Below are 24997 nucleotides of genomic sequence, written 5' to 3'. Positions count from 1 at the left end.
TTTACATTTTTTCGCTGAGGCCGTACAATAAAGAAAAAGAACGGTCGGCACAATCAGCCGATCGGTATGTTACGACCAGCAAGCGAAAGAAGGAACTGTCATGAAACAAAAAATTTTGGTGGCCTATTTTTCGGCAAGCGGAATCACAGCCCAGGTGGCGCAGACCCTGGCGCAGGCGGCTTCGGCGGATGTATATGAAATCAAACCGGCTGTTCCATACAGCGCAGCCGATCTGGATTGGATGAATCCAAAAAGCCGCAGCAGCGTGGAGATGAAAGATCCGTCCTCGCGTCCGGCCATCAGCGGCCAGGTAGCCAACATGGCCGATTATGATGTGATTTTTGTCGGTTTTCCCATTTGGTGGTATGTGGCGCCGACCATCATCCAGACCTTTTTGGAAAGCTATGATTTTTCCGGCAAAACTATCATCCCCTTTGCCACCTCGGGCGGCAGCGGACTCGGGCGCACCAACGAAAAATTGCAGCAAAGCTGTCCGGGCGCGACCCTGCGGCCCGGCAAGCTGCTCAACGGTCGTCCATCCGCCGCAGAGCTGAAAAAATGGGTGGAATCTCTGAATCTGTAACAAAGAAAGAACCCGGACGAAAAAACGTCCGGGTTCTTTTTATCAATCGTCGAGATCTTGGCCATTGGTGCGAATGACCTTTTGATACCAGTAGAACGAATCCTTGCGATGCCGGGACAGATCGCCGGTGCCGTCGTCATGCTTGTCTACATAAATCATGCCATACCGCTTGCGCATTTCACCCGTGCTGGCCGATACCAGATCGATGCAGCCCCAAGGGGTGTAGCCGATCAAATCCACACCGTCGCCGATGGCTTCTCCCATGGCTTGGATGTGCTGGCGCAGATAGTCGATGCGGTAGGGGTCGTGGATGCTGCCATCCTCTGCTCGTTCATCGATAGCACCCAGGCCGTTTTCCACGACCATCAGCGGAATCTGATAGCGGTCATACAGGTGGTTGAGCACCCAGCGCAGACCCAGCGGGTCGATCTGCCAGCCCCATTCGGTGGCCTGCAAGTAGGGGTTGCGCAGGCCGCCCAGGGCGCCGTTGCCGGTTGAGGGGTCCCCCTCCTGGCGGGTGCCGACGCAACGGGAATCGTAATAGCTGAACGTGTAGAAGTCCACCGTGCCTTCGCGCAAGTCGGCCGCATCTTCGGGGGAGATGTCCAGCGTCACGCCCTGCTCTTGCAGCAGACGCTTGGCATAGGACGGGTATTCACCACGCACATGCACATCGCCTGCTAGCAGGTTGTGCAGCCGGTCGACCGAAAGCTGGGTCAGCTGGTCTTCGGGCGAACAGGTACGGGGATAGACGCACATATAGGCGATCATGCAGCCCATCTGGTTTTCCGGGTCGATCTCGTGCGCCAGGCGTACCGTGCGCGCCGAAGCCACGAGCTGATTGTGCAGCGCCTGCCAGCGATCCTGCGCGGTGCAGGTTTCGGGCAGCATGCCGCCCGCGATAAAGCTGCCGAACGGCACGGACAGCATGTTGATCTCGTTGAAGGTCAGCCAGCGGCGCACCTTGCCGCGATAATGGCGCAGTACGGTTTCGGCGTAGCGCAGGAAACAGTCGATCAGCTTGCGGTTTTTCCATCCGCCGTAGGCGGTAGTCAGATGGAGCGGATTTTCATAGTGCGAGAGCGTCACCAGCGGCTCGATGCCATACTTATGCAACTCGTCCAGCACGGCATCGTAAAAGGCCAGGCCTTCGGCGTTGGGCTCCTCCTCGTCCCCGTTGGGGAAGATGCGCGACCAGGAAATCGACATGCGATATACCTTGAAGCCCATTTCGGCAAACAGGGCAATGTCCTCTTTCCAGTGGTGATAAAAGTCGGTCGCTTCGTGGTTGGGATAAAAAGCGCCGGGTTCAGGCGGGATGGTGATGCGGCGCGGGGTGTTTACATTGCCGCCCGTAAATACGTCGTCGATTGACGGGCCGCGGCCACCGGCATCCCAGCCGCCTTCATACTGGTTGGCGGCCGTCGCGCCGCCCCATAAGAAATCTTTCGGAAACGAGATGGGCATGATCATTCCTCCTAGGCTTATAAAATGGTCAGCAGACGGTCGCCATGGGTCACATCCGGCTGCTGCACGGGTACGACTTCCAAAAATTCATCGGTGTTGGTCACGACAATCGGGGTCGTGACATCATAGCCTTCGGCGCGCAGCGCATCCAGATCGCAGGACAGCAGGCGCTGGCCCTTTTTCACGGTATCGCCCTCCTGCACATGGGCGGTGAAATGCTTGCCTTGCAGAGCAACCGTATCGCGGCCGATGTGGATGAGCAGTTCCACGCCGTCCGTGCTGCGCAGACCGACAGCATGGTGGGAATCGAGCAGGGTTTCGACTGTGCCGTCAAACGGGGCATAGACTGTGCCGTCAGCCGGGGCGAGCGCAACACCGGCACCCAGAACGCCCGACGCAAAGGTCTCGTCCGATACTTCGGACAGGGGAACCAGATGGCCGTCCATTGGGCTGTCGATCAGATGGCGTTCGGCCGAAAGAGATGCAGCGGCAGCAGCCGGCTTGGCAGGAGCAGCAGCCGGGGCGCTTTCCGGGTCACGGAAGCCCAAAATCATGGTCAGGATGAACGAAACGGCAACCGCAATCAGGCAGGTCAGAGCAATGTACAAAATGGAGATCGGGCGGTCGGATTCAATGTACTGGATGGTGGTGACCAGGCCGGGGCAGGCGGTCGAGAAGCTCTTGAGCTGCATCAGACCGGCAAAGCAGCCCGATGCAAAGGAGGCCGCGAGGACCGCGATAAACGGACGCTTGAGGCGCAGGGTGACACCGTACATCGCCGGTTCGGTGATACCGGCAACCAGTGCGGAAAATCCGGCAGCAGCTGCGGTCTGGCGCATGTTCTTGTTCTTGGAACGCAGGGCAACCGCCATGGAAGCGCCGCCCTGGGCGAGGTTTGCGCCAAGCTGTGCGACCATGACAATGGTTTCATAGCCGAGTGAGCTGAGGGATGCAATGGCAATCGGGGTCAGGACGTGGTGCATGCCGAACAGTACGAGCACCGGATAAATACCGCCGATGATGCCGACGGCCAGCCAGCCCAGGTTTTCCTGAATCCAGACCAGAGCGCCCGACAGCGCATCGCCGGCAATCGCACCAGCAGGGCCAACGACCCAAAGAGCAATCGGGGCACAGATGAGCAGGATGAGCATGGGGTCGAGGAAGGTCTTGGTGATCGCCGGGGTGATGCGGTCCACCGCCTTTTCGACCTTGGACAAAATCCAGGCCATAATGATGGCCGGCAGGATGGAATAGGGATAATTGGCCGCCGTGACCGGGATGGCGAACAGCGAAACCGGGTCACCTTCGGCAAACAGGGCTTGCAGCGAAGGATGGACCAAAATACCGGCAATGGTGATGCTCAAAAACAGGTTGGCGTTAAAATACCGGGCTGCCGACGCGGCAACCAGCATGGGCAGGAAATAGAACGAACCGTCGCCAATGATGGTCAGTACCTGATAGGTCATGCTGTCGGTTTGCAGCAGACCGATCATGGGCAGCAGCACGAGCAGCACCTTCATCATGGCGCAGCCGATGACTGCCGGGATGACCGGCGTCATGGAGCCAAGCAGGGCGTCCATCATGCGGGCCGGGATGCTTTTCTTCTTCTTTTCGGGCGCTGGAGCAGCCGTCTGGTCGAGGATACCGAGCTCCTGCAAGGCTTTAAAGACCACCGGGACCCGGTTGCCGATGATGATTTGATATTGTCCGCTGGCATGGACAACGCTGATGACGCCCGGAATAGCCGATACAGCCTCGTCATTGGCCAGGCTTTCGTCGGCCAGGGTCAGACGCAGGCGGGTGGTGCAATAGGTAGCGCCGCGGATGTTGGCCTTTCCGCCAACGTTTTCCGCGATTTGCGCGGCAGTTTGTTTCCAATCCATGATTGATTCTACCCTTTCTTCATGCTTTTGTTTTTATCAAAAACCGGCTTCTCCGCGCGCTTGAGAGGCGGGCTTTTTGCTTAAGGTTTGGTGACCCGTGCGATGTGCACGGTCAGATACAGTTCTTCTTCTTCGCCCAGATGCTGGCCCCGGGTGCTGGCGATATACGCCGCAATCTCCTGGGTGCAGGCATAGGCTTCGGGATATTTGCTGCGGACGGCCAAAAGCAGTTCGCTGTCGTCGTCGCCGTAGTAGGTGCCCAGCATCAGCCGCTGGGCAAAGAATTTGACATGGGTCAAAAACCGGCAGTATGCCAGAGAAGTGATATCAAAATCCATTGCAAAATGGCGGTGTACAATGTCGCAAATGGCGTGGATGAGTTCAGTCACCTCATACATCTGGCCGATTTCGATGCCGGTTTGGGCGTTGACAAAGTGCAGCGCCATAAAGGCGGCTTCGTCTTCGGCAAACGGCACGGACAGAGCCTCGCGGATCATCTGCGCCGCCTGTAAACCGACCGCATATTCATCCGGATAATACCGCTGGATTTCCCAGCGCATGGTATTGCGGATGACCAGACCGTTTTGATAACGCTGTACAGCCGAATAGATGTGATCGGTGATGGTGATATAGATATTTTCATCCAGCGGTTTGCCCAGGCGTTCGCTGGCCATCTGGATGATTTTTTCGCTCAGTACCGCATAGTTCATGGGAATGCGGGCGACCAGTTCCTGAAAGCGGCTGGTGTTTTCCTGGGACAGCTGAAAGACTTGCTCGGCTCTTGCATGAGGGACTCGGTCGCCGGCCTTCTTTTGAAACGCAATCCCTTTTCCCATGACCACGATCTCCTGACCGTTTGCATTCGTGGAAACAAAGGCGTTATTATTTAAAATACGTCGGATGATATAGTTCCCCACAAAAATCCCCCTCGTTTTCGTGAAAAATACAAAAAAAGCAGGCACCACAATAAAAACCTATGTTTGCTAGGTTTTATAGCGGTCTTGCCTGCTTTACCAGTGACAATCCAAGTATTTGATTACTGTAAACAGTATATGCACTTTTCCGGCGGTTGTCTACAAAGATTCTACACAAATATCTTGAAGGATTTTTGTGCGCTTTGTATAAGACCGCCGCAAATCCCTCAGCGCAGCTGGCCGCTGCGGCGTTTGCGGTCGCAATATTGCAGATAGCGCAAAGCCAGAAATTCGTTGATCTGGAACAGCAGATTGGACGGCCAATATTCCACCCCCATGCCGTTTTCCACGCGATGGGTAAAGAAGGGAATGTTGATGTCGCTTAGGTAGATCAGCCGGTTGCTCTGGATGCGGCAGATGGACACCACCAGACCGCCGTTTGCCTTGATCTGTTCGGCCATCTGATTGACAAACACATTGTCGCCCGACAGCGAAATCAGGATAATTAAATCATTTTCGCCGATGCGTTCGGCCAGTTTGCGCATTTCCTCTTCGCCTTCGATGACGTGCATCAGCTTGTTGCCGGTAAAAAATTTCTGTTTCAGGTCCACCGCAGCCAGCTGCTGCACACTGCCCGAGCCATAGAGATAGATCTTGCCTGCGCGGTCGATGAGCGTAAATAGGTCGGTCAGCTCGACCGAGGAGATGTATTCCAGGTTCTGCTGGTAATCCTGCATGGTACGCTCGATTTCGTCCTGTTGAAAGCCACCCTCTGTGGGCTCCTGCCATTTGAGGATGACTTTCAGTTCGCTGAATCCTTTGAGCCCCAGCTTTTTGGCAAAGCGCAGGATGGTGGTATGGGAAATGTTGCAGGCCTCGGCCAGATGGTCGATGGAGATGTCCCGGCACTGGGCCGGATGGTGCCGGATATAGTCCCAGATGTACAATTCATTTTCGCTGAGTTTATGGTAGTTTTGTTCGATCAGGTTTTCCAGCCTCATGGTTGCCTCCCTGGTTGTGATAGGCCATATATTTCAAAAACAGCAGTTCGACCAGGATAAAAAACGATGTGGTCGATTGATATTCGGCGCCAAGGGTATGGGTATCCATTTCGATCGTGCTGGCATACAGGCGCAGGCCGCAAAGCTGCGCCAGGGTATTTTTCCGGCGGCGGGTGATGGATACAGCGGGAATGTTGCGCACTTTCAGGGCGCGGGCCAGTTCCAGCACATGCGGCGATTCGCCGGACACCGACAAAATGATGACCAGATCGCGCTCGGTCACGTTGTGCAGCAGCACCTCGGCTTCGGTGCCCGCATGGATGGTATAGAACCACTTGCCGCAGGCCAGAAACGCCCGGCAAAGTTCACGCGCAACCGCGTCTTGCAGCATGCCGGAACTGAATACATACAGGTTTTCGGCCTGGTCGATGCGGCGGAACAGGGGGGTGTAATCTTTTGCGCGGATGTCCTCGATCATGCTGGCATAGACCGCGCAGGTCTGCTCGATGTAATCGGGCGAGGTTTCCGGTTTTTCCTCCATGCGCAGCAGCACTTTCAGTTCGCTGAAGCCGTGCAGCCCCAGCTTGCGCGCAAAGCGTAAAATGGTCGTGCGCGACACATGGCACCGCTGTCCGAGCGCTTCGATCGACAGTTCAGCGCATTCCTTCCGGTGTGCGGACACGTAATTCCAGATATGCAGATCGTTTTCCCCCAGCTTGGCTCGATGCGCATTGAACAGTTCATCCAGATTCACAAGCACCGCCCCCTTTCTGTTTCCAGTATATCGAACGCCGACCAGTTTGTCCAGCAAATGGAACTTGCGCCGCATAAAAAAGAGCGCGCCGCAGGGGAAAGTTCCCTTGCGGCGCGACAAAAAAGGGGAGGTGTTCTAGATTTATCTTACTTCAGTTCGGGCCAGTAATCCTTGTTGGCTTCGATCAGGTCATCGAGGATGAGCTTGGCCACCCGGGCGCTCGGTACGGTCTTGGACAGCGTCAGCGCCTGCCACAGCTTCTGATAGCTGCCTTCAATCCAGGCTTCGACAGCCAGCTTTTCCACGCTGACCTGCTGCTCCATCAGGCCCTTCTGGAACTGCGGGATGGCGCCCTGGCAGATGCGTTCGTAGCCGTTCGAACCAACGATGCAGGGGATTTCGACCATAGCCGTGCGGTCAAAGTTCTCGATGGCGCCTTCGTTGGGCACGATTAGCAGGAAGCGTTCCTGGGTATTTTCCGCGATGGCGCAGGCCAGATCGACGATGTAGGTCGCATGCGCGTCAGCCTCGAAACCGCCGTCCTTGGCCGTGCCCTTGGCGATGATGTCGCGGCAGATGCCAAAGACATGCTTTTCACGGCCCTCCATGACCTCGTTGGCACGGGTGTGGTTGGGGTCGGAATGTTCGACGACATAATCGGGGAACAGGTAGTATTTCAGATAGGTGTTTGGGATGGTGGTCGGGTCGACGGCGTAGACGTCGCGTGCCTTCTGGAAGGTCTCCACCCAGCTCTGGTCGACATGCTGGTTGGTCATGGACAGCGCATCGGCAAAGCCATTCTCCGCCATGTGCTTTTTGATGGCCGGCATCAGGTCGTTGCCTTCCTTGTCGTAGATCTTATGCCACCAGCCGAAGTGGTTGAGGCCATAGTAGCCGACCTGCATTTCCTTGCGGCTCTTCAGGCCGACCATGTTGGCCATTTTTTCTTCCAGGTCGATCGGCATGTCGCAGATGTTCAGAATCTTGGAGTTCGGACGCAGACGGCGGGTCGCTTCTGCGACGATGGCTGCCGGGTTGGAGTAGTTGAGCATCCAGGCATTGGGGCTGTACTTTTCCATGTAGTCCAGGATTTCAATAACGCCGCCGATCGAGCGCATGCCATAGGCAATGCCGCCGGGGCCGCAGGTTTCCTGGCCCAGTACACCGTACTTGAGCGGGATCTTTTCGTCCTTTTCGCGCATGGCGTACTTGCCCACGCGGATGTGTGCCAGCACGAAGTCGATGTCGGTGAACGCAGTTTCCGGGTCGGTGGTGTAACCGAATTCGATGTCCGGCGCATTCTCCTTCAGATAGATCTCGCAGGCCTTGGCCACGATCTCCTGGCGCTCGGCATCGTTGTCATAGAACATGATCTTGCGGATGGGGAAACGGTCGCGCTCGGCGAGCAGCATCAGGGCAATGCCCGGGGTGAAGGTGGAGCCGCCGCCGGCAACAGTAACAGCATATTTTTTGTTCGACATAAGAATTCCTCCCATTGAAAAATGTGGTTTGATGGATTATAGGGACATGCCGCCCAGCCGCATGGTAGCGAACAGGCACAGTCCCGCGAGCAGGGCGACCAAAATGCTGCCACCCACTTCGGAAAACAGACGTTTTTTATCAGCTTCGCGCCAGGCCGCGCCGGGTGTGACCCCATAGGTGCGGACGGTCTTCCATACGATGAGCCCCAGACCGATGACGCCGACCGTGTTCATGGTCATCAGTTCGGCAAGGAGCAGCACGGTTAGGTTCAGTACCGCATAGGCCGTACGGCCGTCGGCCAGACGGCGCTGGCAGAGGATGAGCAGCCAGCCGACATACGGCTGGAGCATGGCCGCCAGAAAGGAGACCGCCATGGTGGGGTTTCCGGCAAGAACGCCTTCTTCGGTCAGCGATGCGCCGCCGGTGCCCAGGCGCAGATAGGCCAGATAGACAAAGGGCATGCAGAAGAGTACGATTTTTAGAATCCCAAACCAGCGGTCCAGTTTGTCCGCCGGCGATGCGTGCCGGATTTTTTCCATAACGGTCATCCTTTCTGTTATTCGGTGATGGTCATGCCAAGCTGTTCTTCCACCTGGGCACGGACCTTGGCCACCGACAGGCCAATGATGACCTGTACCGATTTGCCCTTGACCATGGCGCCGTGCGTGCCGATGGATTTGAAATAGGTATCGGGTTTGACAAGATTGATGTCTTGGACGTTGACGCGCAGACGGGTCGCGCAGTTGGTCAGGTCAACGATGTTGTCTGCACCGCCCAGGCCTTCGATGATGCGTTCGGCCAGCGAATCCTTGGCAGCCGGCGCATCTTTTCCGGTTTTCTCGGCCGCCTGCTTGTCGCGGTATTCCTGCTTGGAGTAGAACTTGATATCTTCGGTGTCCACTTCACGGCCCGGGGTCTTGAAGTCAAATTTGACGATCAGGAAGCGGAATACCACAAACCAGATTGCGGTAAATACCAGGCCGATGACCAGCATCAGCAGGTACTGCTGCCAGTGGTTGGCCATGAGCGGGATCCAGTTGAGCGAAGCCATTTCAATGACGCCGCCCGAGTGGATGCCGACAATGCCCGCCAGATACATAACGGTCGACAGAGTCGCTGCCAGAATGGCATGCACGACAAACAGCGGCGGTGCGATGAACAGGAAAGTAAATTCGATCGGTTCGGTCACGCCGCAGAAGATCGCGGTGAGCGTGATCGGAATAAGCAGCGCCATGACCTTCTTTTTCTTTTCCGACCGGGCGGTGGCATAGAATGCCAGCGCAATGCCGGGACAGCCGAAGATCTTGGAGAAACCGGTCGCGGTAAAGCCAGCTTCGGGAACGAGCGACTTAAGCGACGCCGTGGAGGCTGCCAGTTCGGGCAGCTTGGTGGCCCAGTAAGCGTACAGGCCGCCGGGTACGACTGCGTTGTCGTAATAGAACGGAGAATACAGGATATGGTGCAGGCCAAACGGGATGAGCAGACGTTCGAGCAGGATGAACACCCACACGCCCAGCGCGCCCGCGCCCTTGACAAAGCCCTGGAAGGCCAGCATACCCAGCTGAATCTTGGGCCAGATGAGCGCCGAAAGCAGTGCGACCGGAATCATCACAAAGAAGCCGATCATAAACACGAAGGTGGAGCCGTTGAACGAGCCCAACCAGTCGGGCAGTTCGGTGTCATAGAACTTGTTGTGCAGCCAGATGACAATGCCCGAAATGGCCAGCGCACCGATCATGCCCATGTCCAGGGTCTTGATGTTGGCGATCATCGCCAGACCGCTGGTGCCGCCGACATCGGCCGAGAAATCCACGCCAAAGACGGAACCCCACTGGGAAAGCATGGTGCTCAGGAAATAGTGGAAGGTTAAGTACAGAACCAGCGCTTCCATACAGCAGCGCGCGTTTTGCTTTTTGGCCATGCCGATCGGCAGAGCCACCGCAAACAGCAGCGGGAGCTGGTTGAAGACCGTCCAGCCGCCTTGCAGAATCACATTCCAACACTGATAAAACAGATGGTCCGGCTTTGCCAAATCCCCCATGATCGCTTCGGTCGTGAACAGTGTGCCCACGCCGACCACGATGCCCGCAAACGCGAACAGCAAAACAGGAGTAAACATCGCGCCGCCAAACTTTTGAATTTTTTGCATCATAGCGTATTGTTTCACCCTTTTCTCATCAGATTTTTTCGGGCCGATCGCCCGTCGAAGATTGTGGATACCGTGTTCGGTTTCACGCCCTTTCCTCGGTTTCTTTTCGCCGGCTGTTCTTTCTGAGGACAGAATATCAGTTTTTGGACCGGGTTGCAATGCTTGCAAGCTCTTTGGGGAGAGGACATTCCATTTGATAGATTTTCACTTTTTGTGTGATTTTTCACACCCTCAGAAAAACAAACAGCGCGCACCGACAAAGAGCGGTACGCGCTGTTTTGCAATCCTAATAGAGAGGTAGAATAAAGCAGAATCAGGAGCCATCACTAGGCAGGCCTTCTTCTTCCAAAGCGGTCAGCAGCGGGACCACCAGCTGCTTTTTGCGGCTGACCACGCCGGGGAGTACGACCGAATTTTCGTTGCATTCCTTGTGGAAGGCCGCCTGTACCAGCCGGCCGGCATATTGGCCCACAAAAAGCAATTCGGTGGTTTCGTCGATGATATTGGTCAGCATAGCAAACAACATCGCCAGACCCGAGGAAGGCAGACAGCTTTCCATATAGCTGAGCATGCGGGGCTTGAGGGCAGTCAGTTCGTCGGCATTGACGCTGGTGACCTGAGAAACGGCGATGCGCCGGTCCCGCGCCTGGAAATATTTATAATCCATGTGGAAGATCTCATCGGTCGAGCGTTCGGCCAGATGGGAACCCGCACGGAACATAGCGACCGCATGGGTCTTGATATCGATGCCGGCGATCTGCGCCAGATGCTCGGCGATCTGCCGGTCATACGGCGTGCAGGTGGGCGAACGGAACATCAACGTATCCGACAAAATCGCCGAACAGAGCAGCCCGGCAATTGGCCGTTCGATGGGAACCTGATGTTCCTGATACATCTGTGCGACAATGGTAGCCGTGCAGCCAAGCGGCTGGTTGCGGAAATAGATCGGATGGCTGGTTTCGACCGAATCGATGCGGTGGTGGTCGATGATCTCGGTGACCCGGGCGGTGCGGATACCGTCCACGGCCTGGTCCTTTTCGTTGTGGTCGACCAGGATGACTTCCTGCTGCTCCATATCCAGCAGGTTACGCTGGGAAATCATGCCGATATACTTGCTGTTTTCGTCCAGGATGGGATAATAGCGGATGCGCCGCTTGGCAACCGTGGCCTTGACATCGGAAACCAGGTCCTTGTGCTGGAAGGTCACCAGCTTGTTGGTGCGCATGACATGGCTGACCGGCACTGCCTGGTTGATGACCTTGGAACAGGTGTATGTATCCAGCGGTGTTGCGATGATGTTGCAGCCCGCTTCCTGGGCCAGCTTGCGGATGGTGCGCGACACCTTGGAACCCAGGCCGATGATGATGCAGCCGGCCTTCATTTCAATGGAGCATAGCTGCGATTCGTAGCGGTTGCCCAGAATGACCAGATCGTGCTCGGCGATGTAGTCCTCCATCACATCCGGATTGGCGGCCGCCACGACCACCTTGCCTTGGGTAACATTGCCCTCCGGGTCGCCGACTACCAATTCGCCGTTGAGAACATCGACGAGATTGCGGTAGCTGGTGTGCGATTCGGCCAGCGCATGGGCGTCCTGATCTTCCATATAAAAGCGTGCGATATCACTCAGAGTCAGGATGCCATGCAGATAGTTTTCTTCATCCACGACCGAAACGGTCTGGATGTTGTGGTCGCTCATGTATTGCCAGGCGCGGCGCAGAGAAAGCTGGGCATCGATGCCCGCGACATCGCGGTATTGCACATCGGAAAGGCGCGGCTGTAACGATTCCAGATAGCGCGGCGGCTCCACTCCAAAGTGCTCGAGCACATAGCTGGTTTCTGCATTGATGTCCCCCGCCCGGCAGGGAATATGCTCCCGGCCGGTCAAAATGCGTTTGAGATTGGCGTAGCAGATTGCCGAACAGATGGAGTCGGTATCCGGGTTTTTGTGTCCGATGACAAACACAGGTTTCATAAGGTTTTCAACTCCTTCTCGGCTCGCGTTTCCCATCAACCGGATGGTTTGGGAAACATCCCCCGTTTTGTATATCATCCAATATACTGGATGGCAAACAATCTGTCAACCAACTTATGCACCGTGTCTAAAGTTTGGCAAAGATTTTCCCATTGACGGGATAACGCCAAAGAGCACAGGGACAAAAACCCCTGTGCTCTTTGTTATGTGTATCGCTTTGCGGGAGCCATCACGGCCATTTGAGAAAGGAAGTGATAGATCGCTTGTGTCAGAGGAATTAGAAAAAAAGGCCGAGGCCCGAACAAAACGTTACAGGCTGTTTTCAGAATGGGATTTGGCATTGCGCCGGCTGGCCGGCGGGATGCCCAGACTGCTGCGGTATTTGGCGACCGTGCGCCGGGCAATGGGGATGCCTTCGGCGGCGAGCAGATCGGTCAGATGCTGGTCGCTATATGCAGCGCCAGCTGGTTCGGAAGCGATGAGCTGTTGCAGGCGCTGTAAGATGTGGTCAAAGCTGTCGGCATCGGTGCCGGTGCTGTGAACAAAGAGGGATTTAAGGGGGAACACGCCCCACTTGCATTCAAAGAATTTGCCGCTGGCAGCGCGGCTGATGGTCGATTCGTGCAGGGAAAGCGCCTCGGCGATTTCCCGGTTGCCCAGGGCCACGCGATGGCCGGGGCCCTGATGGAAAAAATCCGCCTGTACGACCAGGATGTATTCCACGACCCGTTGCAGGGTGGATTTGCGATAGGAAAGGAATTTGACGATCTCCTGCGCCTGGCCATATTGATTCTGGATGTATTCGCTGTCGGTCGGGCTCAGCAGCTTGTTTTTGACCAGTTCGCTGTGCGAAGGGTCGATCTGAATTTTGGGGAGAAAATAATCGTTCAGGATGCAGCGAAGCTGCCCGTTGTCCTCCAAAACATAAAAGTCGGGTAAGATGTATTGGGTCGTCACATCGCCGCCCAGTCCGTTGAGCGGCCGGGGATTGAGCGCGCGGATGCGGTCGCAGGCGCGTAGGACCTCGGCCTTGGGGACATGCAGCGCCTTAGCAATGGCGCTGTACTGCTGCCGGGCCATACTTTCCAGAAAGCCGTCCACAATTTGCAGCGCGATGGCATCCGGGCGGACCGAACGCACCAGCTGCAACCGCAGGCACTCTTTCAGGTCAGCCGCTCCGACACCGGCTGGTTCCATACCTTGCAGCAGACGGATGCAAAGGTGCACATCCTGCTCGGAAACCCCAAATCGACGGGCGATTGCCTGCGCAGGCTCGGTGAAAAAGCCGTTTTCATCCAGCGATTGAATCAGATAATTGAGGATACGGTGCTGTCAGGAAGGCAGTTTGAGCGCCGCGCTTTGTAAAAACAGATCGTTGAGGGCCGACACCCCGGCGGAGCGGTCCTCCATCAGCTGCTCTTTGGAAGAAGGGGCTTGTGCGGTGCGGGCAGCGCCGCTGCGCTCAAAGGGGCTGGGGCGATAATCGATGTCGGGATATTCCAGTTCGACCACTGGGTTGCTGGTCATCAGTTCGCCCAGGTAATGGCGAAGCTGTAAATTGTTCAGTTGCAGCAGATGCATGGACGTCTGCATGGCAAGGGTCAATCCCTGCTTTTGGCTGAGTTCCAGTTTCATATCGGATACCCCCGTTTGGAAAAACACGCGCGTCCCTTGCCGGTTTGGACGCTATTTTTGGAAAGACCTGCTAATAAAAGTCAAGTAGAAATTTCAGATTTTTTAGGGAGGCAAAAAGGCAACACAAAATCAAGCCGCTGAGCATCTCAAAATTAAAACGGCGGCCAGCCAGATGGTATAGCACAAGAAAATCAGTCGTGTTCCAGGGAATCCAAGTAGGATTCCACAGAAGCGTAGTAGATACGCAGGAACTTATTTGCGGAGGCCATCATGTAGACACGGTAGGGCTTGCCTTCGGAGCGTTTCTTGTTCATGAACTGGTAGACCGGCTCATTCATTGGAGCATGCTGTAGGATGACACTCATCACCAGAAAGAGCGTTCTGCGCAGCGAAGCAGATCCGCGTTTGGAAATGCTGCGGCTACGGACATCCATTTGGCCGGATTGGTAGGGTGGGGCGTCAATGCCCGCAAAGGCCACCAGCGCTTTCTTGGAATGAAAACGGCGCACATCGCCAATTTCAGCCATGAGTTGAGGGCCGAGAGTAGGGCCAACACCAAACATCTCCATCACCACAGGATACTCCGGCAGAGAAGCCGCCAGGGACTGCATCTCCTGTTTGAGAGCAGCTAATGCGGAGGAAGTTGCCCGGAGTTGGGAAATAGCCTGTTCCACCAAAAGTTTTGCCGTATCCGTTTTGGGCATGACACCGAAGTGCCCACGGGCGGCGGCATAAATGTCCAGCGCCTTGCCTTCACTGAAATTGTAGCCGTACTTCTTGCACCACTTCTGGTATTTGGCGGCAAAGGCCTTCTCAGACAGGTCACAAACGCACTCGCGATGCCAAAAAGTAGCTACAAAGTCTATCCACTTCTCGCGGCCATCGTCGCGGGGCGGACTGGTGAACAGGCGGTTTGCATCTGGAAAAGTAGTGTCCAGCAGGGAGATCAGGTTATTCTTCAGCATGGTCTGTACTTTTGAATACTGCTGGTATTGCCGGTAGCAAGCCTTCAACATGAGACGAGTGTCCTCTTCCGGGACATATCTCGGCAGCGTGAGCCAGTGGTCAAGGCCGTAGTTGGCCAGCTTTATAGCGTCCTTCTTGTCGGTCTTGGCCCGTCTTAAACTGTTGTTCCCATAGTCGTGTACCAACATTGCATTGACTACGGAAACATAAAGCCCCGCGTCGTGGAGCAGCCAAGCCACCGGCGCGTGGTAATTACCCGTGGATTCCATCACCACACGGGTCTCGCCGTCCAAGCTTTTGAGTAGCCCTGCCAGCTCGCTCAGTTCATTGGCGGTATGACGTACTTCAAAAGGTGAAACCACCACTTCTCCGAAAGGCCGCATGACGGCGATCATGCTTTTCCCTTTGGAAACATCGATGCCAACGCAGTTCATCCATATTCCTCCAATACAAAGAATCTGCAACCGGAGTCCATCTTTTCTCGCTGCCGATTCAATCTATTGGGTGACGCGAACTCTCCGGCATCCGGTGGCTCAACCTGCTTAAATCGAACGCTACAACAAGAGGATGGCTAACAGTCTTTCCAACGGACATAGAAGCCCAAGGAGGGATAGGTCAGCCAGTTGCTCCTCTCATTGTAGCTTAGGCACGAGATGGAGGGAAAGCCGGACTGGCTGCCCGGCTTTCCTGTCCAAATTTATTGTAATAGGAGGGGAAAACGACTGCCCCTGTATGCAATAAAATTTTTTATAGATAATATTTTTCTTATCGTATCACAGATCGCCGTCCTGGGGCAAGGGCTGCGTCTGGCGTATTGGCAACTGGTCGAAAATCGTATATAATAAAGATAATCAGTCGCTTTTATAAGGACCGTCCCCGTGCGGGGAGAAAGGAGCAGGCGGCATGCGTTATCAAGAGATCATGGAGACCCTGTCGGAGTGCCGTCTGGGCGCGGTACTGATCGCCGAGGACAGCACCATTGTGTCGGTCAATGCGATGGGCGACCGCCTACTGCATGGACAAGGCAAATTACCGGGGACCCGGCTGCAAGACCTGGCTGCGCCGCTCTGCGAAGAATCGGAGGAAGTCCGCTATGCAAGCGTGGCATTTGGGGAATACCTGCTGCGGTGTCCATCCCCTGCGGCCGAGGACCTGCCCGAGGGCTGCCGCCTGGTCGTATTCCGGGCGGCCGACAAGGATGCCTGCCACGATATGCTGATGAACGTCATCAACCAGATCAGCGAATCGGTCATCCTGTGCGATGCGGACAGCCGAATCTGGCTGCTCAACGACGCGGCGGTCAAGATGGATTCGATCGTCACCCAGGATGTTTTGGGCAATGGGATTTCCAATGTATACGCCACCCGCGATGGGTCGGAACTGATCGTTCCCCAGACCATCCGGGATAAGCAGATCAAACGCAATGTGCGGCAGTATTACACCACCCGCTATGGCAAAGATGTGGACATCGTCGCCAGCAGTTATCCGATCGTGCAGAACGGCCAGGTGCTCGGCGGGTTCAGCATCATGGAGGACTGGAGCACGGTCGACAGCCTGCACAAGCAGATCATCGATTTGCAGGAAAAACTGACCGACCGCCGGGCCGGTACGCGCGGCAAAAGCGCGCTGTCGGCCAAATATCACTTTACTGATATCATTTCCATCAGTCCGGCCATGAGCAGCGTAGTGGCCCAGTGCCGGCAGGTGGCCAAGACCGGATCTTCGGTGATGATTTACGGCGAGACCGGAACCGGCAAGGAGCTGTTTGCCCAGAGCATCCACAACGCCAGCCGGCGGGCAGATGGACCGTTTTTGGCCATCAACTGCGCGGCGATTCCGGAAAATTTGCTGGAAAGCCTGCTGTTCGGCACCGAAAAAGGGGCTTATACCGGTGCGGAGCGGCGGCCGGGCCTGTTTGAGCAGGCCAATGGGGGCACCCTGCTGCTCGATGAAATCAATTCCATGAACATCAGTTTGCAGTCCAAGCTGCTGCGCGTTTTGCAGGACGGCGTCATCCGCCGGGTGGGCGGGGCGTCTGAAATCCAGGTGGATGTGCGGGTGCTGTCCAATATCAATATCCCGCCGTATCAGGCCATTGCCGAGGACAAGCTGCGGCAGGACCTGTTTTACCGGCTCGGGGTCGTGAATATCAATGTGCCGCCCCTGCGCGAACGGCGGGAGGATATCCCGCTGCTGGTCAAGCATTTTATCATGCAATGCAACGAAAAACTCGTGCGCAATGTGGCAGGCATTGATGAAAAGACTCTGCACATCTTCCAGGGCTATGCCTGGCCGGGCAACGTGCGCGAATTGCAGCATGCCATCGAGCACGCCATGAACATCCTGCCCGACGATGCCTGCACGATCACGCCCGACTATTTGCCCCGGCACATTGATGCGGCGCCTGCCGCACCGGTTGCGCCGCCGCCGGCTGCATCCGGGCCGTCGCTGTCGCATACCATCAAAGGCATCGAGCGCAGCGCGATCTGCAAAGCGCTGCGGGAGCATCACGGCAACATCTCAGAAACCGCCCGTGTGCTGCATATGAGCCGTCAAAATTTGCAATACCGTATCAAGCGGTATCAGATCGATATTCCTGCTCTGTTGCAGGGCGAGTAAAGGCGTCCGGCAAGGCAGCCTCCCAAGTTGGGAGGCTGCTTTTTTTCTGCCAGACCATGACGCTGAAAAGGGGCGCTTCCGGCAGAACAAAACCTGCCGGAAGCCAAAGAAATTATGGAAATGGGATTGAGAAAGATGGGAGCAAAAATCAGTCGGTGATACCGGCAATGTCCTTGGCCAGTTGTTTTTTGCCTTGGATATTGCCCTGGCGCGCGATCATGATGCGCTGCGCCTGCGGAGAGCCGGCTCCGTGCATGGATTCGGTGCGGTATGGTATCGCGTGTACTGGTACACGAAGGCGACGAGGTCGAACAAAACCAGGTCCTGCTGGTCATCGAAGCAATGAAGATGGAAACTTCGGTCGTGGCACGTGTCGATGGCCGGGTGGAAAGCCTTCTGGTTTCGGAAAATACCGAGGTCAAGGCGGGCGAACTGCTGGCAATCATCAAATAACAAAACAGGGGACGCCGTACTCGGCGTCCCCTTTGGTTTATGCCCAGGGCATCCAGGCCCAGATGACTGCCACCACAATGGTGGGCAGCATGTTGGCGGGTTTGAATTTTTTCTCCCAGATCAGATTGACGCCCACACAGAAGATCAGCATGGAGCCGGTGAGCGACAGGTTGTCCAGCGCGGGCTGGGTCATGATGGGCTGCAAAAACCGGGAAAGCAGCGTGATCGAGCCCTGAAACAAACCGACCGGGATGGCGGCAAACAGACAGCCTTTGCCGAGCGATGCGGCCATGACGCAGACGATCAGCATGTCGAGCACTGCCTTGAGCGCCAGAGTCGAGTAGTCGCCGGCAATGCCGTCCTGAATGGAGCCGACAACCGCCATGGCTCCGATGCAGATGGTCAGCGAAGTGGTCACAAAGGCGTTGACGAAGTGTGGGTCTTTGGCGTTGCCGGTCTTTTGGCGCAGCCAGGCGCCGAATTGTTCGATGCGGCCTTCCAGGTTGGCCATTTCACCCAAAAGCGAGCCGAGCGCAAAGCACAGCACCATCATGACCGTGCCGCCGCTGGTGAGCTTGCCGTTTTGGACGGTCAGCATTTTTTCCAGCGTGCCGCCGATGCCGACAAATAAAATACACAGGCCGGTGGCCTGCATGAGCGTATCCTGATACCGGGGGGTGAGCCGCTTGCCGCAAAGTAGGCCAATCAGCCCACCCAGCAGTACCCCGGCGATGCAGGCCGCGCGTGGGGTGGCGATTTCGATGCCGAGCGTGCAGGCGATGGCGTAGGTCTGGGCATAACCGTCGAGGATGCCCTTGAGATAGACCACCTCCTGGCTGTCGGCGACAAAGGGCAGCAGAATGGACAGACGGGTCACGCCGCAGCCCTGCGCGGTCTCGAAGAGCGCGTGCAGAAAGGTCTGGAACAAAAGGGGATTGGCGATCATCATCCGGCAGCCGCGGCAGCTGAGGTCGGGATTGATGGCGTGCAGCGTCTGGATGCGGTCATTCACCCAGTCGTCCGGACGGGACAGATGCGCAGCCAGGCGGGACCGTTCGGCCGGGGTGCCCGGCAGAAAGGCATCGAGCGGCCGGTCGGGCAGGCGGATGCACAGCTGTACTTGGGCGCATTCTGCGATCTTTTCGGTCCACAGCCGGGTCTGGATGCGGAAAAGCTGCCCCAAACGGGCATCGTCCGCCGTTTCGGGCGGATCGAGCAGCAGGCTTTGCATCAAAAGCCGCTGGGCTTCGGTACGCATCAGGCATTCTTCGCCGGTCAGCATGATGCCGTCGGTCTCATCGACCGCTTCCAGCCCTTCCACGGCGTCGATTTCGGTGAAATATTTCATGCCCATACCCCTTTCATGGATTTTGGCGGGTATTGGCCAGGGCCTGCCGCGGCAGGCCCTGGCGCTTCACACAAACAAGAGAGAGTCCCTTGGGGAGAGAACCGGATTACAGCGCCATGCGGTAAATTTCCGCGGCGATCTCGGGGGTGAGTTTGACAAAGTTGCCGTGATTGGGTGCGCCGTGGAACATGTTTTCCACCATCTTCGGGATATCTTCTTCCTTGCCACCCAGCTCGCTGATGGTGGTGGGCATGCCGATATCCTTCATGAAGCGCTGGAAGCACCGGATGCCTTCCATAGCGGTCACTTCCGGATGCTCAAAGTCGATCTGGCAGCCCCAAACGCGGTTTGCATACATCACAAAGCGCTCGGTGCCCTGGGTCTTCATGGCGTATTCCATCCAGTAGGGGAACAGGAGCGCCAGACCAGCGCCATGGGACGCGCCATAAAGGATGCCGATCTCATTGTCCATGTGATGGGTGCCCCAGTCCTGCGCACGGCCAACGCCGGTCGAGTTGTTCTGGGCGATCATGGCTGCCCACATGATGTTGGCGCGGGCTTCGTAGTCCATCGGGTTGGCCATGACGCGGCGGCCTTCCTTGATCATGGTGATCATGACCGCTTCGAGCAGACGGTCGGTCAGTTCCACATCCTTGGTGTGGGTGAAGTAGCGCTCCATGCAGTGCGCCATGATATCGGCAATGCCGCTGGCCGTCTGGTAGGGCGGCAGGGTCATCATCAGTTCGGGGTTCATGATGGCAAAGAGCGGGCGCAGGATGTCGCCGTCCGCGCAGCGCTTATACTGGTTGCCGTCCTCGGTGACCAGAGTGACAACCGAGTCGGTCGAGCCTTCCGAGCCGGACGCAGCGATGGTGACCACGCAGCCCACCGGCAGCGCTTCGGTAACCGGGCCCTTTTTGCCGCAGTAGAAATCCCAGAAGTCGCCCTCATAGACCGCGCCCAGTGCAATGCCCTTGGCCGAGTCCATGACCGAACCGCCGCCAACAGCCAGAATGAAATCCACCTTTTCTTTGCGTGCCAGTTCGATGCCTTCGTAAACCAGGTCGCTCAGCGGGCTGGCCTTGACGCCGCCCAGTTCCACATAGGAAATGCCTTCCTTGGTCAGCGAAGCTTCCACGCGGTCGAGCAGTCCGGAGCGCTTGGCCGAGCCGCCGCCGTAGTGAATGAGCACCTTGGTGCCGCCGTATTTCTTTACATAGGCACCGGTTTCATTTTCCGTGCCTTTGCCGAATGCAAAATAAGTCGGGCTGTAAAACGTAAAATTATCCATACAAGAAACCTCCTCGTATAATAAGATTCAAAGTTAATAATTTCAGGCATCAGCAGGCATTGAGATGCCCGTGATACAATAGCTGTAGGACAGCAGGGTCAAGCTCTCCACCTCCTTGTTGAGCCACAAGGCTGCTTCATTTTTAGTCTGTTCCCCTGAGCCGGAAGTCAGCTGCAAACTCATTGGCTGTTTGCCGGAGGCAAGGCCGCCCTTTCAGCAGTGAGGGCTTTCGCATTGGTCTGCCCCGGAATGATTCTGATACGCGAGGTTGCGGATGCTTCGGTTATCATGGGTATCTCAAAGCCTGCTGGCCTGAAATCTCCATGTGGGGAGGTGAAAATTATGAACCCACTATTCGTTGGCATTGATGTGAGCAGCAGAAACAATGTGGCCTACCTGATGAAACCCGACGGCAGCAAGCACTCCAGCTTTTCCATACAGAACAACCTGGGTGGTGCTAAACTGTTATCAGAGAAGATCGTGTCGGCACTGCGTTCCATGCAGCTCAGCGATGTGGTGATCGGCCTGGAGGCCACCTCCATCTACGGAGACAGCTTGGTTTACGCTCTCCGGGAGGATGGCAGCCTGGGCCGGTTCCAGCGGAAGATCCATGTCCTGAATCCAAAGCAGGTCAAAAAGTTCAAGGAAGCCTATCCCGACCTGCCCAAGAATGACTTTGTGGACGCCTTTGTGATTGCCGACCATCTCCGTTTCGGCAGGATCGCCAAGGAGGTCTATATGGACGACTACCGCTACCAGGCGCTCAGGACCCTTACCAGGGCCAGGTTTGACGTGATCCAAAACCTGACCCGGGAGAAACAGAGATTCGCTAACTACTTATTCCTCAAATGCTCCGGCATAGCCCAGGACAAGGACATCCAGAACACCAGCGCCACCACTATCGCGCTCATGGAGCGGTTTGAAACTGTGGATGATCTGGCAAACGCCGACCTGGACGAACTGACTGCCTTTCTGGATGAGAAGGGCAGAAACTTCGCTGACCCGGCTGCCAAAGCCAAGGTTATTCGAACTGCCGCCAGAGACTCTTACCGCCTGCCTGTTACTGTGAACAATTCTGTAAATCAGGCGATGGCAGTCTCTATTGCCTCTATGCGGGCTCTGGAAAAGCAGGTCAAGGTGTTGGACAAGGCCATTGAACAGCAGTTTGAAATCATTCCCAACACCCTGACCTCTATCCCCGGGATTGGCAAGGTCTACTCCGCCGGGATCATCGCCGAGATCGGCGACATTCACCGTTTCAGCTCTCAAGCCTCGGTTGCCAAGTTCGCCGGCCTTGTCTGGACACAGCACCAGTCCGGTGAATTTGAGGCTGAACACTCCCGGATGATCAAGTCCGGCAACCGCTATCTCCGCTACTACCTGCTGGAAGCCGCCAACTCTGTGAGAAGATGCGATTCCGAGTTCCGGCGCTACTATGACCTCAAGTATCAAGAGGTCAACAAGTATCAGCATAAACGCGCACTCGCTCTCACTGCCAGAAAACTGGTTCGGTTGATCTTTCGGCTGCTGAAGGACAACCGCCTGTATATCCTGCCGGAGGGCTGAGCGTACCGCTTGCCGCTCTGGCGCATAGGCCCTGTTTCAAAAAACTCAGGGACAGGGCTTGGATTGGTGTTGTCTTTTTCCTGCCTACATGGTCCTTTTTACTCATTCCCATTTGAAATTTTCTTGCATCACCTACTTGACTTCATACCATTGGACTAAAAGTCCAGCGTAGAGAGAATGTTCTTCTACCTTGTCTCCATTATAGGAGGGGCGCTTTGCTTCGGATGTGCCCGTTTTCCTCTTTTTTTTGCCGCATCTCTCCTGTTGTTTTTCTGGCTGTCGATGTGCCGCAAACGGCAAAAAGGATATGAGAGAAGGCAAATCATTTGCCGGTTCGCACCCGTATAATAAAAAAATAAACAACCGGATCGCCGGGAAAAGGAGCGGTTGCGTATGTGGGATACCTTAGACGGATTTTACCAAAAGCTCGATGGATATTATGCCCGGGGCGATTTGGGACAGACCGAGCACTTCCTGCAAAGGAGTGCCGCCTGGGCCAAAGGCGCCGAAGAACAGATCGCGGTCTACAATGAACTGGGGTCCTTTTACCGGGGCGCGGGGCACTATGCCCAGTCGCTCGCAGCCTTTCAGCGGGCCCAGGTGTGCGCTGCCAGTCAGCTGGGGGAAACGTGCAGCCAGTATGCGACCATTTTAAACAATGTAGCAGGCACCTACCGTCTGATGGGAGATTTTGAGCGGGCCATCCAAGATTTTGAGAAAGCCATGGCCATCTATCGCGCACTGGGCGAGGAGCAAACTTACGCGTACGCCAGTGTGCTCAACAACCTGTCGCTCGCCTATCGGGAGGCGGGGCGGCTGGATGAGGCCATCCTTTGTCTGGAACGGGCGCTGCTGCGCATCGAAAAAATGCCGGGCAGCCGGCAGGAGGTCGCGGTCACTTACAACAATCTGGCGACTTTGTATTATGCCGCTGGCAAGCGGGAGCAGGCGATGGCCAGCCTGGGGCGGGCTTTGCAGGAATTTGAAAAGTGCGCAGAAGAAGAAAATGTCCACTATGCGGCAGGGCTGAACAGTCTGGCAGCCCTGCTGTATGCCGAGGGGGATTTTACCAAGGCCCTGGCGTTGTACCGCAAATCGGCGGCGTATACCAAGCGATTTTTCGGTGAAAACGTGGAATATGCGATCACTTTTCAAAATATGTCGTGGATCTACAAGCGGTTGGGACGGGAATCGGAAGCCCGTGCCGCGCTGGTTAAGGCCGGGAAAATCTATGAAGCGCTGCTGGGACCCGACCATGAGCGCACCCGCGCGGTCACAGATGATCTCAAACGCATGCAGCAGGCGCACGCACGATGAACGGTCTGGAACTGGCGCGGTACTATTTCGTGCAGTTTGGGCAGACGGCTCTGGAAGAGAAGTTTCCGGAGCTCTGGCCCCGGATGGCGGTCGGTCTGGCCGGAGAAGGCTCGGAATGCTTTGGGTTTGACGATGCTTGGTCCCGCGATCACGATTGGGGTCCTGCGTTTTGCATTTGGCTAAGCGCAGCCGATTATGCGCAATATGGCGCACAGGTGCAGGCGGTCTACGACCAGCTGCCCCAACAAATTGCCGGATTCCCACCCCGCAAGCCTGGACCGCATAGTCAGGGGCGGGTGGGTTGTCTGAGCATGCCCCGGTGGTATACCCGGTATACCGGCGGTCCAGAGGGACCGCACACGCTGGATGAATGGCGGCGTGTGCCCGAGCATTTTCTGGCAACAGCCACCAATGGCGCGGTGTTTTGGGACCCGTCCGAGGCCTTTTCTGCCGTGCGGCAGCGGCTACTGACCTGTTATCCCGAGGACATCCGGCTGAAAAAGATGGCGGCCCGGGCAGCGGTCATGGCGCAAGCCGGACAGTATAATTATCCACGCAGCCTGCGGCGCGGCGCGCATGTGCCGGCAGCTCTGGTACTGGCAGCCTTTTTGCAGGCAACCATGTCGATGGTGTATCTGCTCAATCGCCGCTATGCCCCGTTTTATAAGTGGATGCAGCGCGGCTTATACGATCTGCCCCGGCTGTCGCATATCGCTCGGCAGACCGAACGGCTGAGTTGCAGCCTGGATGGCGCGGCCAATCAGCAGACGATCGAAACCATTTGCGCCGCGATTGCAGACGAACTGCGCAGACAGGGACTGTCTGCCAGTTCCAGCGGCTTTTTGCTCGATCATGGGCAGGAACTGCTGGGACAGATTCACGATCCCGCGCTGCGGCAAACCCACATCATGGAGGAATGAAGGCATGGAGCAGATCATTGCACTGGAATGGAAGATGTTCGACCGGGTGCATAACCCCGGTGGCCGGGCCGCCTGCCAAAATGACCCCAAACGGTTTGCGGGCATGCGTGCCAGCCAGTTTGCAGCATGGTCCCCGGAACTGCGCGACTGTTACTGGCAAGATCTGCAGCAGGCCGCCGCGCAGGGACGCAATGTCATGCAGGAAAAATATGCGTATATGATGGCACGCACCTGTCCGGCCGAATATGCGGCGATCCAGGCATACCTGCCGCCGTTGGTGCCGGAAAAAAAGCCGGTGATCGACCGGTTATGCGAAATCCATGTTCAAAATATGGAACGGCTGGCCGCGCGCTATCCTCGTGTCATCGGCCGGGGACGCCCTATCCGCCGGCAGGCGGACAGCCCGCAGGTCACATCGTCTGAAACCTATCTCTGGGGCGAACTGCAAACCTATTCACGGAAAATGCTGGGTCTTTTGACTGCGTATGCCGCACAGCTTGCGCGCGCCGGACAAAATTTGGACGAGATCATCCTGCAAAACACCGTGGCGTATTATGGATATGCCAGTCTGGAAGACGCGGAAAACGCATTGCGCGGGACCTAGTTTGCCAAAACGCAGGATTTCTTTGCCGTAGCTCAGATGTTGCAGGGGAAAGGTGTCTTTTTTTGGCACG

At 56.3% G+C, this 24997-nt stretch carries 21 protein-coding genes and 1 pseudogene; 7 read left to right on the top strand and 15 right to left on the bottom strand.

The annotated features are described in order from the left end of the window. The first annotated feature begins 100 nt into the window (after window positions 1-100). Window positions 101-583, top strand: a complete 483-nt coding sequence (locus EFB11_RS05790; protein WP_122789336.1) for a flavodoxin — start codon at window positions 101-103, stop codon at window positions 581-583. A 42-nt stretch (window positions 584-625) separates the two neighbouring features. Here EFB11_RS05790 and EFB11_RS05785 read toward each other — a convergent pair whose 3' ends face one another. The 12 genes from EFB11_RS05785 to EFB11_RS05730 form a co-directional block, all read right to left on the bottom strand. Further along, complete coding sequence (locus EFB11_RS05785; RefSeq protein ID WP_122789335.1) at window positions 626-2050, bottom strand: glycoside hydrolase family 1 protein; 1425 nt, start codon at window positions 2048-2050, stop codon at window positions 626-628. Window positions 2051-2067: 17 nt separating this feature from the next. After that, window positions 2068-3933, bottom strand: a complete 1866-nt coding sequence (locus EFB11_RS05780; RefSeq protein ID WP_122789334.1) for a beta-glucoside-specific PTS transporter subunit IIABC — start codon at window positions 3931-3933, stop codon at window positions 2068-2070. 80 nt (window positions 3934-4013) lie between these two features. Further along, window positions 4014-4850: a BglG family transcription antiterminator LicT gene (gene licT / locus EFB11_RS05775; protein ID WP_243115168.1), complete on the bottom strand. Its 837-nt coding sequence runs from the start codon at window positions 4848-4850 to the stop codon at window positions 4014-4016. 224 nt (window positions 4851-5074) lie between these two features. Next, window positions 5075-5848 (bottom strand): MurR/RpiR family transcriptional regulator, encoded by a 774-nt coding sequence (locus EFB11_RS05770; RefSeq protein ID WP_122789332.1) that lies wholly within the window; start codon window positions 5846-5848, stop codon window positions 5075-5077. Next, complete coding sequence (locus tag EFB11_RS05765; protein ID WP_164706619.1) at window positions 5811-6602, bottom strand: MurR/RpiR family transcriptional regulator; 792 nt, start codon at window positions 6600-6602, stop codon at window positions 5811-5813. Before EFB11_RS05765 ends, EFB11_RS05770 begins: the two co-directional genes overlap by 38 nt. Window positions 6603-6748: 146 nt before the next feature. Continuing rightward, window positions 6749-8083 carry a 6-phospho-alpha-glucosidase gene (locus EFB11_RS05760; RefSeq protein WP_122789330.1) on the bottom strand — a complete coding sequence of 445 codons (1335 nt, stop codon included), beginning with the start codon at window positions 8081-8083 and terminating at the stop codon, window positions 6749-6751. A 36-nt stretch (window positions 8084-8119) separates the two neighbouring features. Beyond that, window positions 8120-8623 (bottom strand): hypothetical protein, encoded by a 504-nt coding sequence (locus tag EFB11_RS05755; RefSeq protein WP_122789329.1) that lies wholly within the window; start codon window positions 8621-8623, stop codon window positions 8120-8122. Between the two features lie 17 nt (window positions 8624-8640). After that, the gene (locus EFB11_RS05750; protein WP_122789328.1) at window positions 8641-10236 is read right to left on the bottom strand and encodes an alpha-glucoside-specific PTS transporter subunit IIBC; all 1596 of its coding nucleotides are present in this window, start codon (window positions 10234-10236) and stop codon (window positions 8641-8643) included. Between the two features lie 310 nt (window positions 10237-10546). Further along, window positions 10547-12208, bottom strand: a complete 1662-nt coding sequence (locus EFB11_RS05745; RefSeq protein ID WP_122789327.1) for a putative manganese-dependent inorganic diphosphatase — start codon at window positions 12206-12208, stop codon at window positions 10547-10549. Between the two features lie 309 nt (window positions 12209-12517). Beyond that, window positions 12518-13531 carry an RNA polymerase factor sigma-54 gene (gene rpoN, locus EFB11_RS05740; protein WP_122789326.1) on the bottom strand — a complete coding sequence of 338 codons (1014 nt, stop codon included), beginning with the start codon at window positions 13529-13531 and terminating at the stop codon, window positions 12518-12520. A 9-nt stretch (window positions 13532-13540) separates the two neighbouring features. Beyond that, complete coding sequence (locus tag EFB11_RS05735) at window positions 13541-13843, bottom strand: hypothetical protein (RefSeq protein ID WP_122789325.1); 303 nt, start codon at window positions 13841-13843, stop codon at window positions 13541-13543. Window positions 13844-14034: 191 nt separating this feature from the next. After that, the gene (locus tag EFB11_RS05730; protein ID WP_122788497.1) at window positions 14035-15243 is read right to left on the bottom strand and encodes an IS110 family transposase; all 1209 of its coding nucleotides are present in this window, start codon (window positions 15241-15243) and stop codon (window positions 14035-14037) included. Window positions 15244-15712: 469 nt separating this feature from the next. Between EFB11_RS05730 and EFB11_RS05725 the strand changes: the two genes are divergently transcribed. Continuing rightward, window positions 15713-17428: a sigma-54 interaction domain-containing protein gene (locus EFB11_RS05725; protein ID WP_122789324.1), complete on the top strand. Its 1716-nt coding sequence runs from the start codon at window positions 15713-15715 to the stop codon at window positions 17426-17428. Between the two features lie 148 nt (window positions 17429-17576). Here EFB11_RS05725 and EFB11_RS05720 read toward each other — a convergent pair. Beyond that, window positions 17577-17708: pseudogene (locus tag EFB11_RS05720) on the bottom strand (4-hydroxyphenylacetate 3-hydroxylase C-terminal domain-containing protein); the annotation flags it as partial. Between EFB11_RS05720 and EFB11_RS05715 the strand changes: the two are divergent. Then, window positions 17699-17881: a biotin/lipoyl-containing protein gene (locus tag EFB11_RS05715; protein ID WP_122789323.1), complete on the top strand. Its 183-nt coding sequence runs from the start codon at window positions 17699-17701 to the stop codon at window positions 17879-17881. The pseudogene EFB11_RS05720 and the gene EFB11_RS05715 sit on opposite strands and share 10 nt — an antisense overlap. A 37-nt stretch (window positions 17882-17918) precedes the next feature. Here EFB11_RS05715 and EFB11_RS17440 read toward each other — a convergent pair whose 3' ends face one another. Both EFB11_RS17440 and EFB11_RS05705 read right to left on the bottom strand, forming a co-directional pair. Further along, window positions 17919-19229 carry a DUF554 family protein gene (locus EFB11_RS17440; RefSeq protein WP_330510684.1) on the bottom strand — a complete coding sequence of 437 codons (1311 nt, stop codon included), beginning with the start codon at window positions 19227-19229 and terminating at the stop codon, window positions 17919-17921. A 106-nt stretch (window positions 19230-19335) separates the two neighbouring features. Continuing rightward, the gene (locus tag EFB11_RS05705) at window positions 19336-20520 is read right to left on the bottom strand and encodes an iron-containing alcohol dehydrogenase (RefSeq protein ID WP_122789322.1); all 1185 of its coding nucleotides are present in this window, start codon (window positions 20518-20520) and stop codon (window positions 19336-19338) included. A 342-nt stretch (window positions 20521-20862) separates the two neighbouring features. Here EFB11_RS05705 and EFB11_RS05700 point away from each other — a divergent pair, with 342 nt between their 5' ends. The 4 genes from EFB11_RS05700 to EFB11_RS05685 all read left to right on the top strand — a co-directional run bounded on the left by EFB11_RS05700 (window position 20863) and on the right by EFB11_RS05685 (window position 24927). Next, window positions 20863-22086: an IS110 family transposase gene (locus EFB11_RS05700; protein ID WP_122788753.1), complete on the top strand. Its 1224-nt coding sequence runs from the start codon at window positions 20863-20865 to the stop codon at window positions 22084-22086. A gap of 393 nt (window positions 22087-22479) precedes the next feature. Next, window positions 22480-23403: a tetratricopeptide repeat protein gene (locus tag EFB11_RS05695; RefSeq protein ID WP_122789321.1), complete on the top strand. Its 924-nt coding sequence runs from the start codon at window positions 22480-22482 to the stop codon at window positions 23401-23403. Beyond that, window positions 23400-24323: a DUF4037 domain-containing protein gene (locus EFB11_RS05690; RefSeq protein WP_122789320.1), complete on the top strand. Its 924-nt coding sequence runs from the start codon at window positions 23400-23402 to the stop codon at window positions 24321-24323. Before EFB11_RS05695 ends, EFB11_RS05690 begins: the two co-directional genes overlap by 4 nt. A gap of 4 nt (window positions 24324-24327) precedes the next feature. Next, window positions 24328-24927: a DUF4125 family protein gene (locus EFB11_RS05685; protein WP_164706618.1), complete on the top strand. Its 600-nt coding sequence runs from the start codon at window positions 24328-24330 to the stop codon at window positions 24925-24927. The last annotated feature ends 70 nt before the right edge of the window (window positions 24928-24997 follow it).

Source organism: Intestinibacillus sp. Marseille-P6563 (assembly GCF_900604335.1).
In the GTDB taxonomy this organism is placed as follows: Bacteria; Bacillota; Clostridia; order Oscillospirales; family Butyricicoccaceae; genus Butyricicoccus_B.
This window is presented reverse-complemented; position numbering and strand designations above follow the sequence as displayed.

Excerpts from the sequence above, each read along its gene's own strand:
- EFB11_RS05790 (WP_122789336.1), top strand. The coding sequence starts at position 101 with ATGAAACAAAAAATTTTGGTGGCCTATTTTTCGGCAAGCGGAATCACA.
- EFB11_RS05785 (WP_122789335.1), bottom strand. The coding sequence starts at position 2,050 with ATGCCCATCTCGTTTCCGAAAGATTTCTTATGGGGCGGCGCGACGGCC.
- EFB11_RS05780 (WP_122789334.1), bottom strand. The coding sequence starts at position 3,933 with ATGGATTGGAAACAAACTGCCGCGCAAATCGCGGAAAACGTTGGCGGA.
- EFB11_RS05770 (WP_122789332.1), bottom strand. The coding sequence starts at position 5,848 with ATGAGGCTGGAAAACCTGATCGAACAAAACTACCATAAACTCAGCGAA.
- EFB11_RS05760 (WP_122789330.1), bottom strand. The coding sequence starts at position 8,083 with ATGTCGAACAAAAAATATGCTGTTACTGTTGCCGGCGGCGGCTCCACC.
- EFB11_RS05755 (WP_122789329.1), bottom strand. The coding sequence starts at position 8,623 with ATGGAAAAAATCCGGCACGCATCGCCGGCGGACAAACTGGACCGCTGG.
- EFB11_RS05750 (WP_122789328.1), bottom strand. The coding sequence starts at position 10,236 with ATGATGCAAAAAATTCAAAAGTTTGGCGGCGCGATGTTTACTCCTGTT.
- EFB11_RS05745 (WP_122789327.1), bottom strand. The coding sequence starts at position 12,208 with ATGAAACCTGTGTTTGTCATCGGACACAAAAACCCGGATACCGACTCC.
- EFB11_RS05735 (WP_122789325.1), bottom strand. The coding sequence starts at position 13,843 with ATGAAACTGGAACTCAGCCAAAAGCAGGGATTGACCCTTGCCATGCAG.
- EFB11_RS05730 (WP_122788497.1), bottom strand. The coding sequence starts at position 15,243 with ATGAACTGCGTTGGCATCGATGTTTCCAAAGGGAAAAGCATGATCGCC.
- EFB11_RS05725 (WP_122789324.1), top strand. The coding sequence starts at position 15,713 with ATGCGTTATCAAGAGATCATGGAGACCCTGTCGGAGTGCCGTCTGGGC.
- EFB11_RS05715 (WP_122789323.1), top strand. The coding sequence starts at position 17,699 with ATGGTATCGCGTGTACTGGTACACGAAGGCGACGAGGTCGAACAAAAC.
- EFB11_RS17440 (WP_330510684.1), bottom strand. The coding sequence starts at position 19,229 with ATGAAATATTTCACCGAAATCGACGCCGTGGAAGGGCTGGAAGCGGTC.
- EFB11_RS05705 (WP_122789322.1), bottom strand. The coding sequence starts at position 20,520 with ATGGATAATTTTACGTTTTACAGCCCGACTTATTTTGCATTCGGCAAA.
- EFB11_RS05700 (WP_122788753.1), top strand. The coding sequence starts at position 20,863 with ATGAACCCACTATTCGTTGGCATTGATGTGAGCAGCAGAAACAATGTG.
- EFB11_RS05695 (WP_122789321.1), top strand. The coding sequence starts at position 22,480 with ATGTGGGATACCTTAGACGGATTTTACCAAAAGCTCGATGGATATTAT.
- EFB11_RS05690 (WP_122789320.1), top strand. The coding sequence starts at position 23,400 with ATGAACGGTCTGGAACTGGCGCGGTACTATTTCGTGCAGTTTGGGCAG.
- EFB11_RS05685 (WP_164706618.1), top strand. The coding sequence starts at position 24,328 with ATGGAGCAGATCATTGCACTGGAATGGAAGATGTTCGACCGGGTGCAT.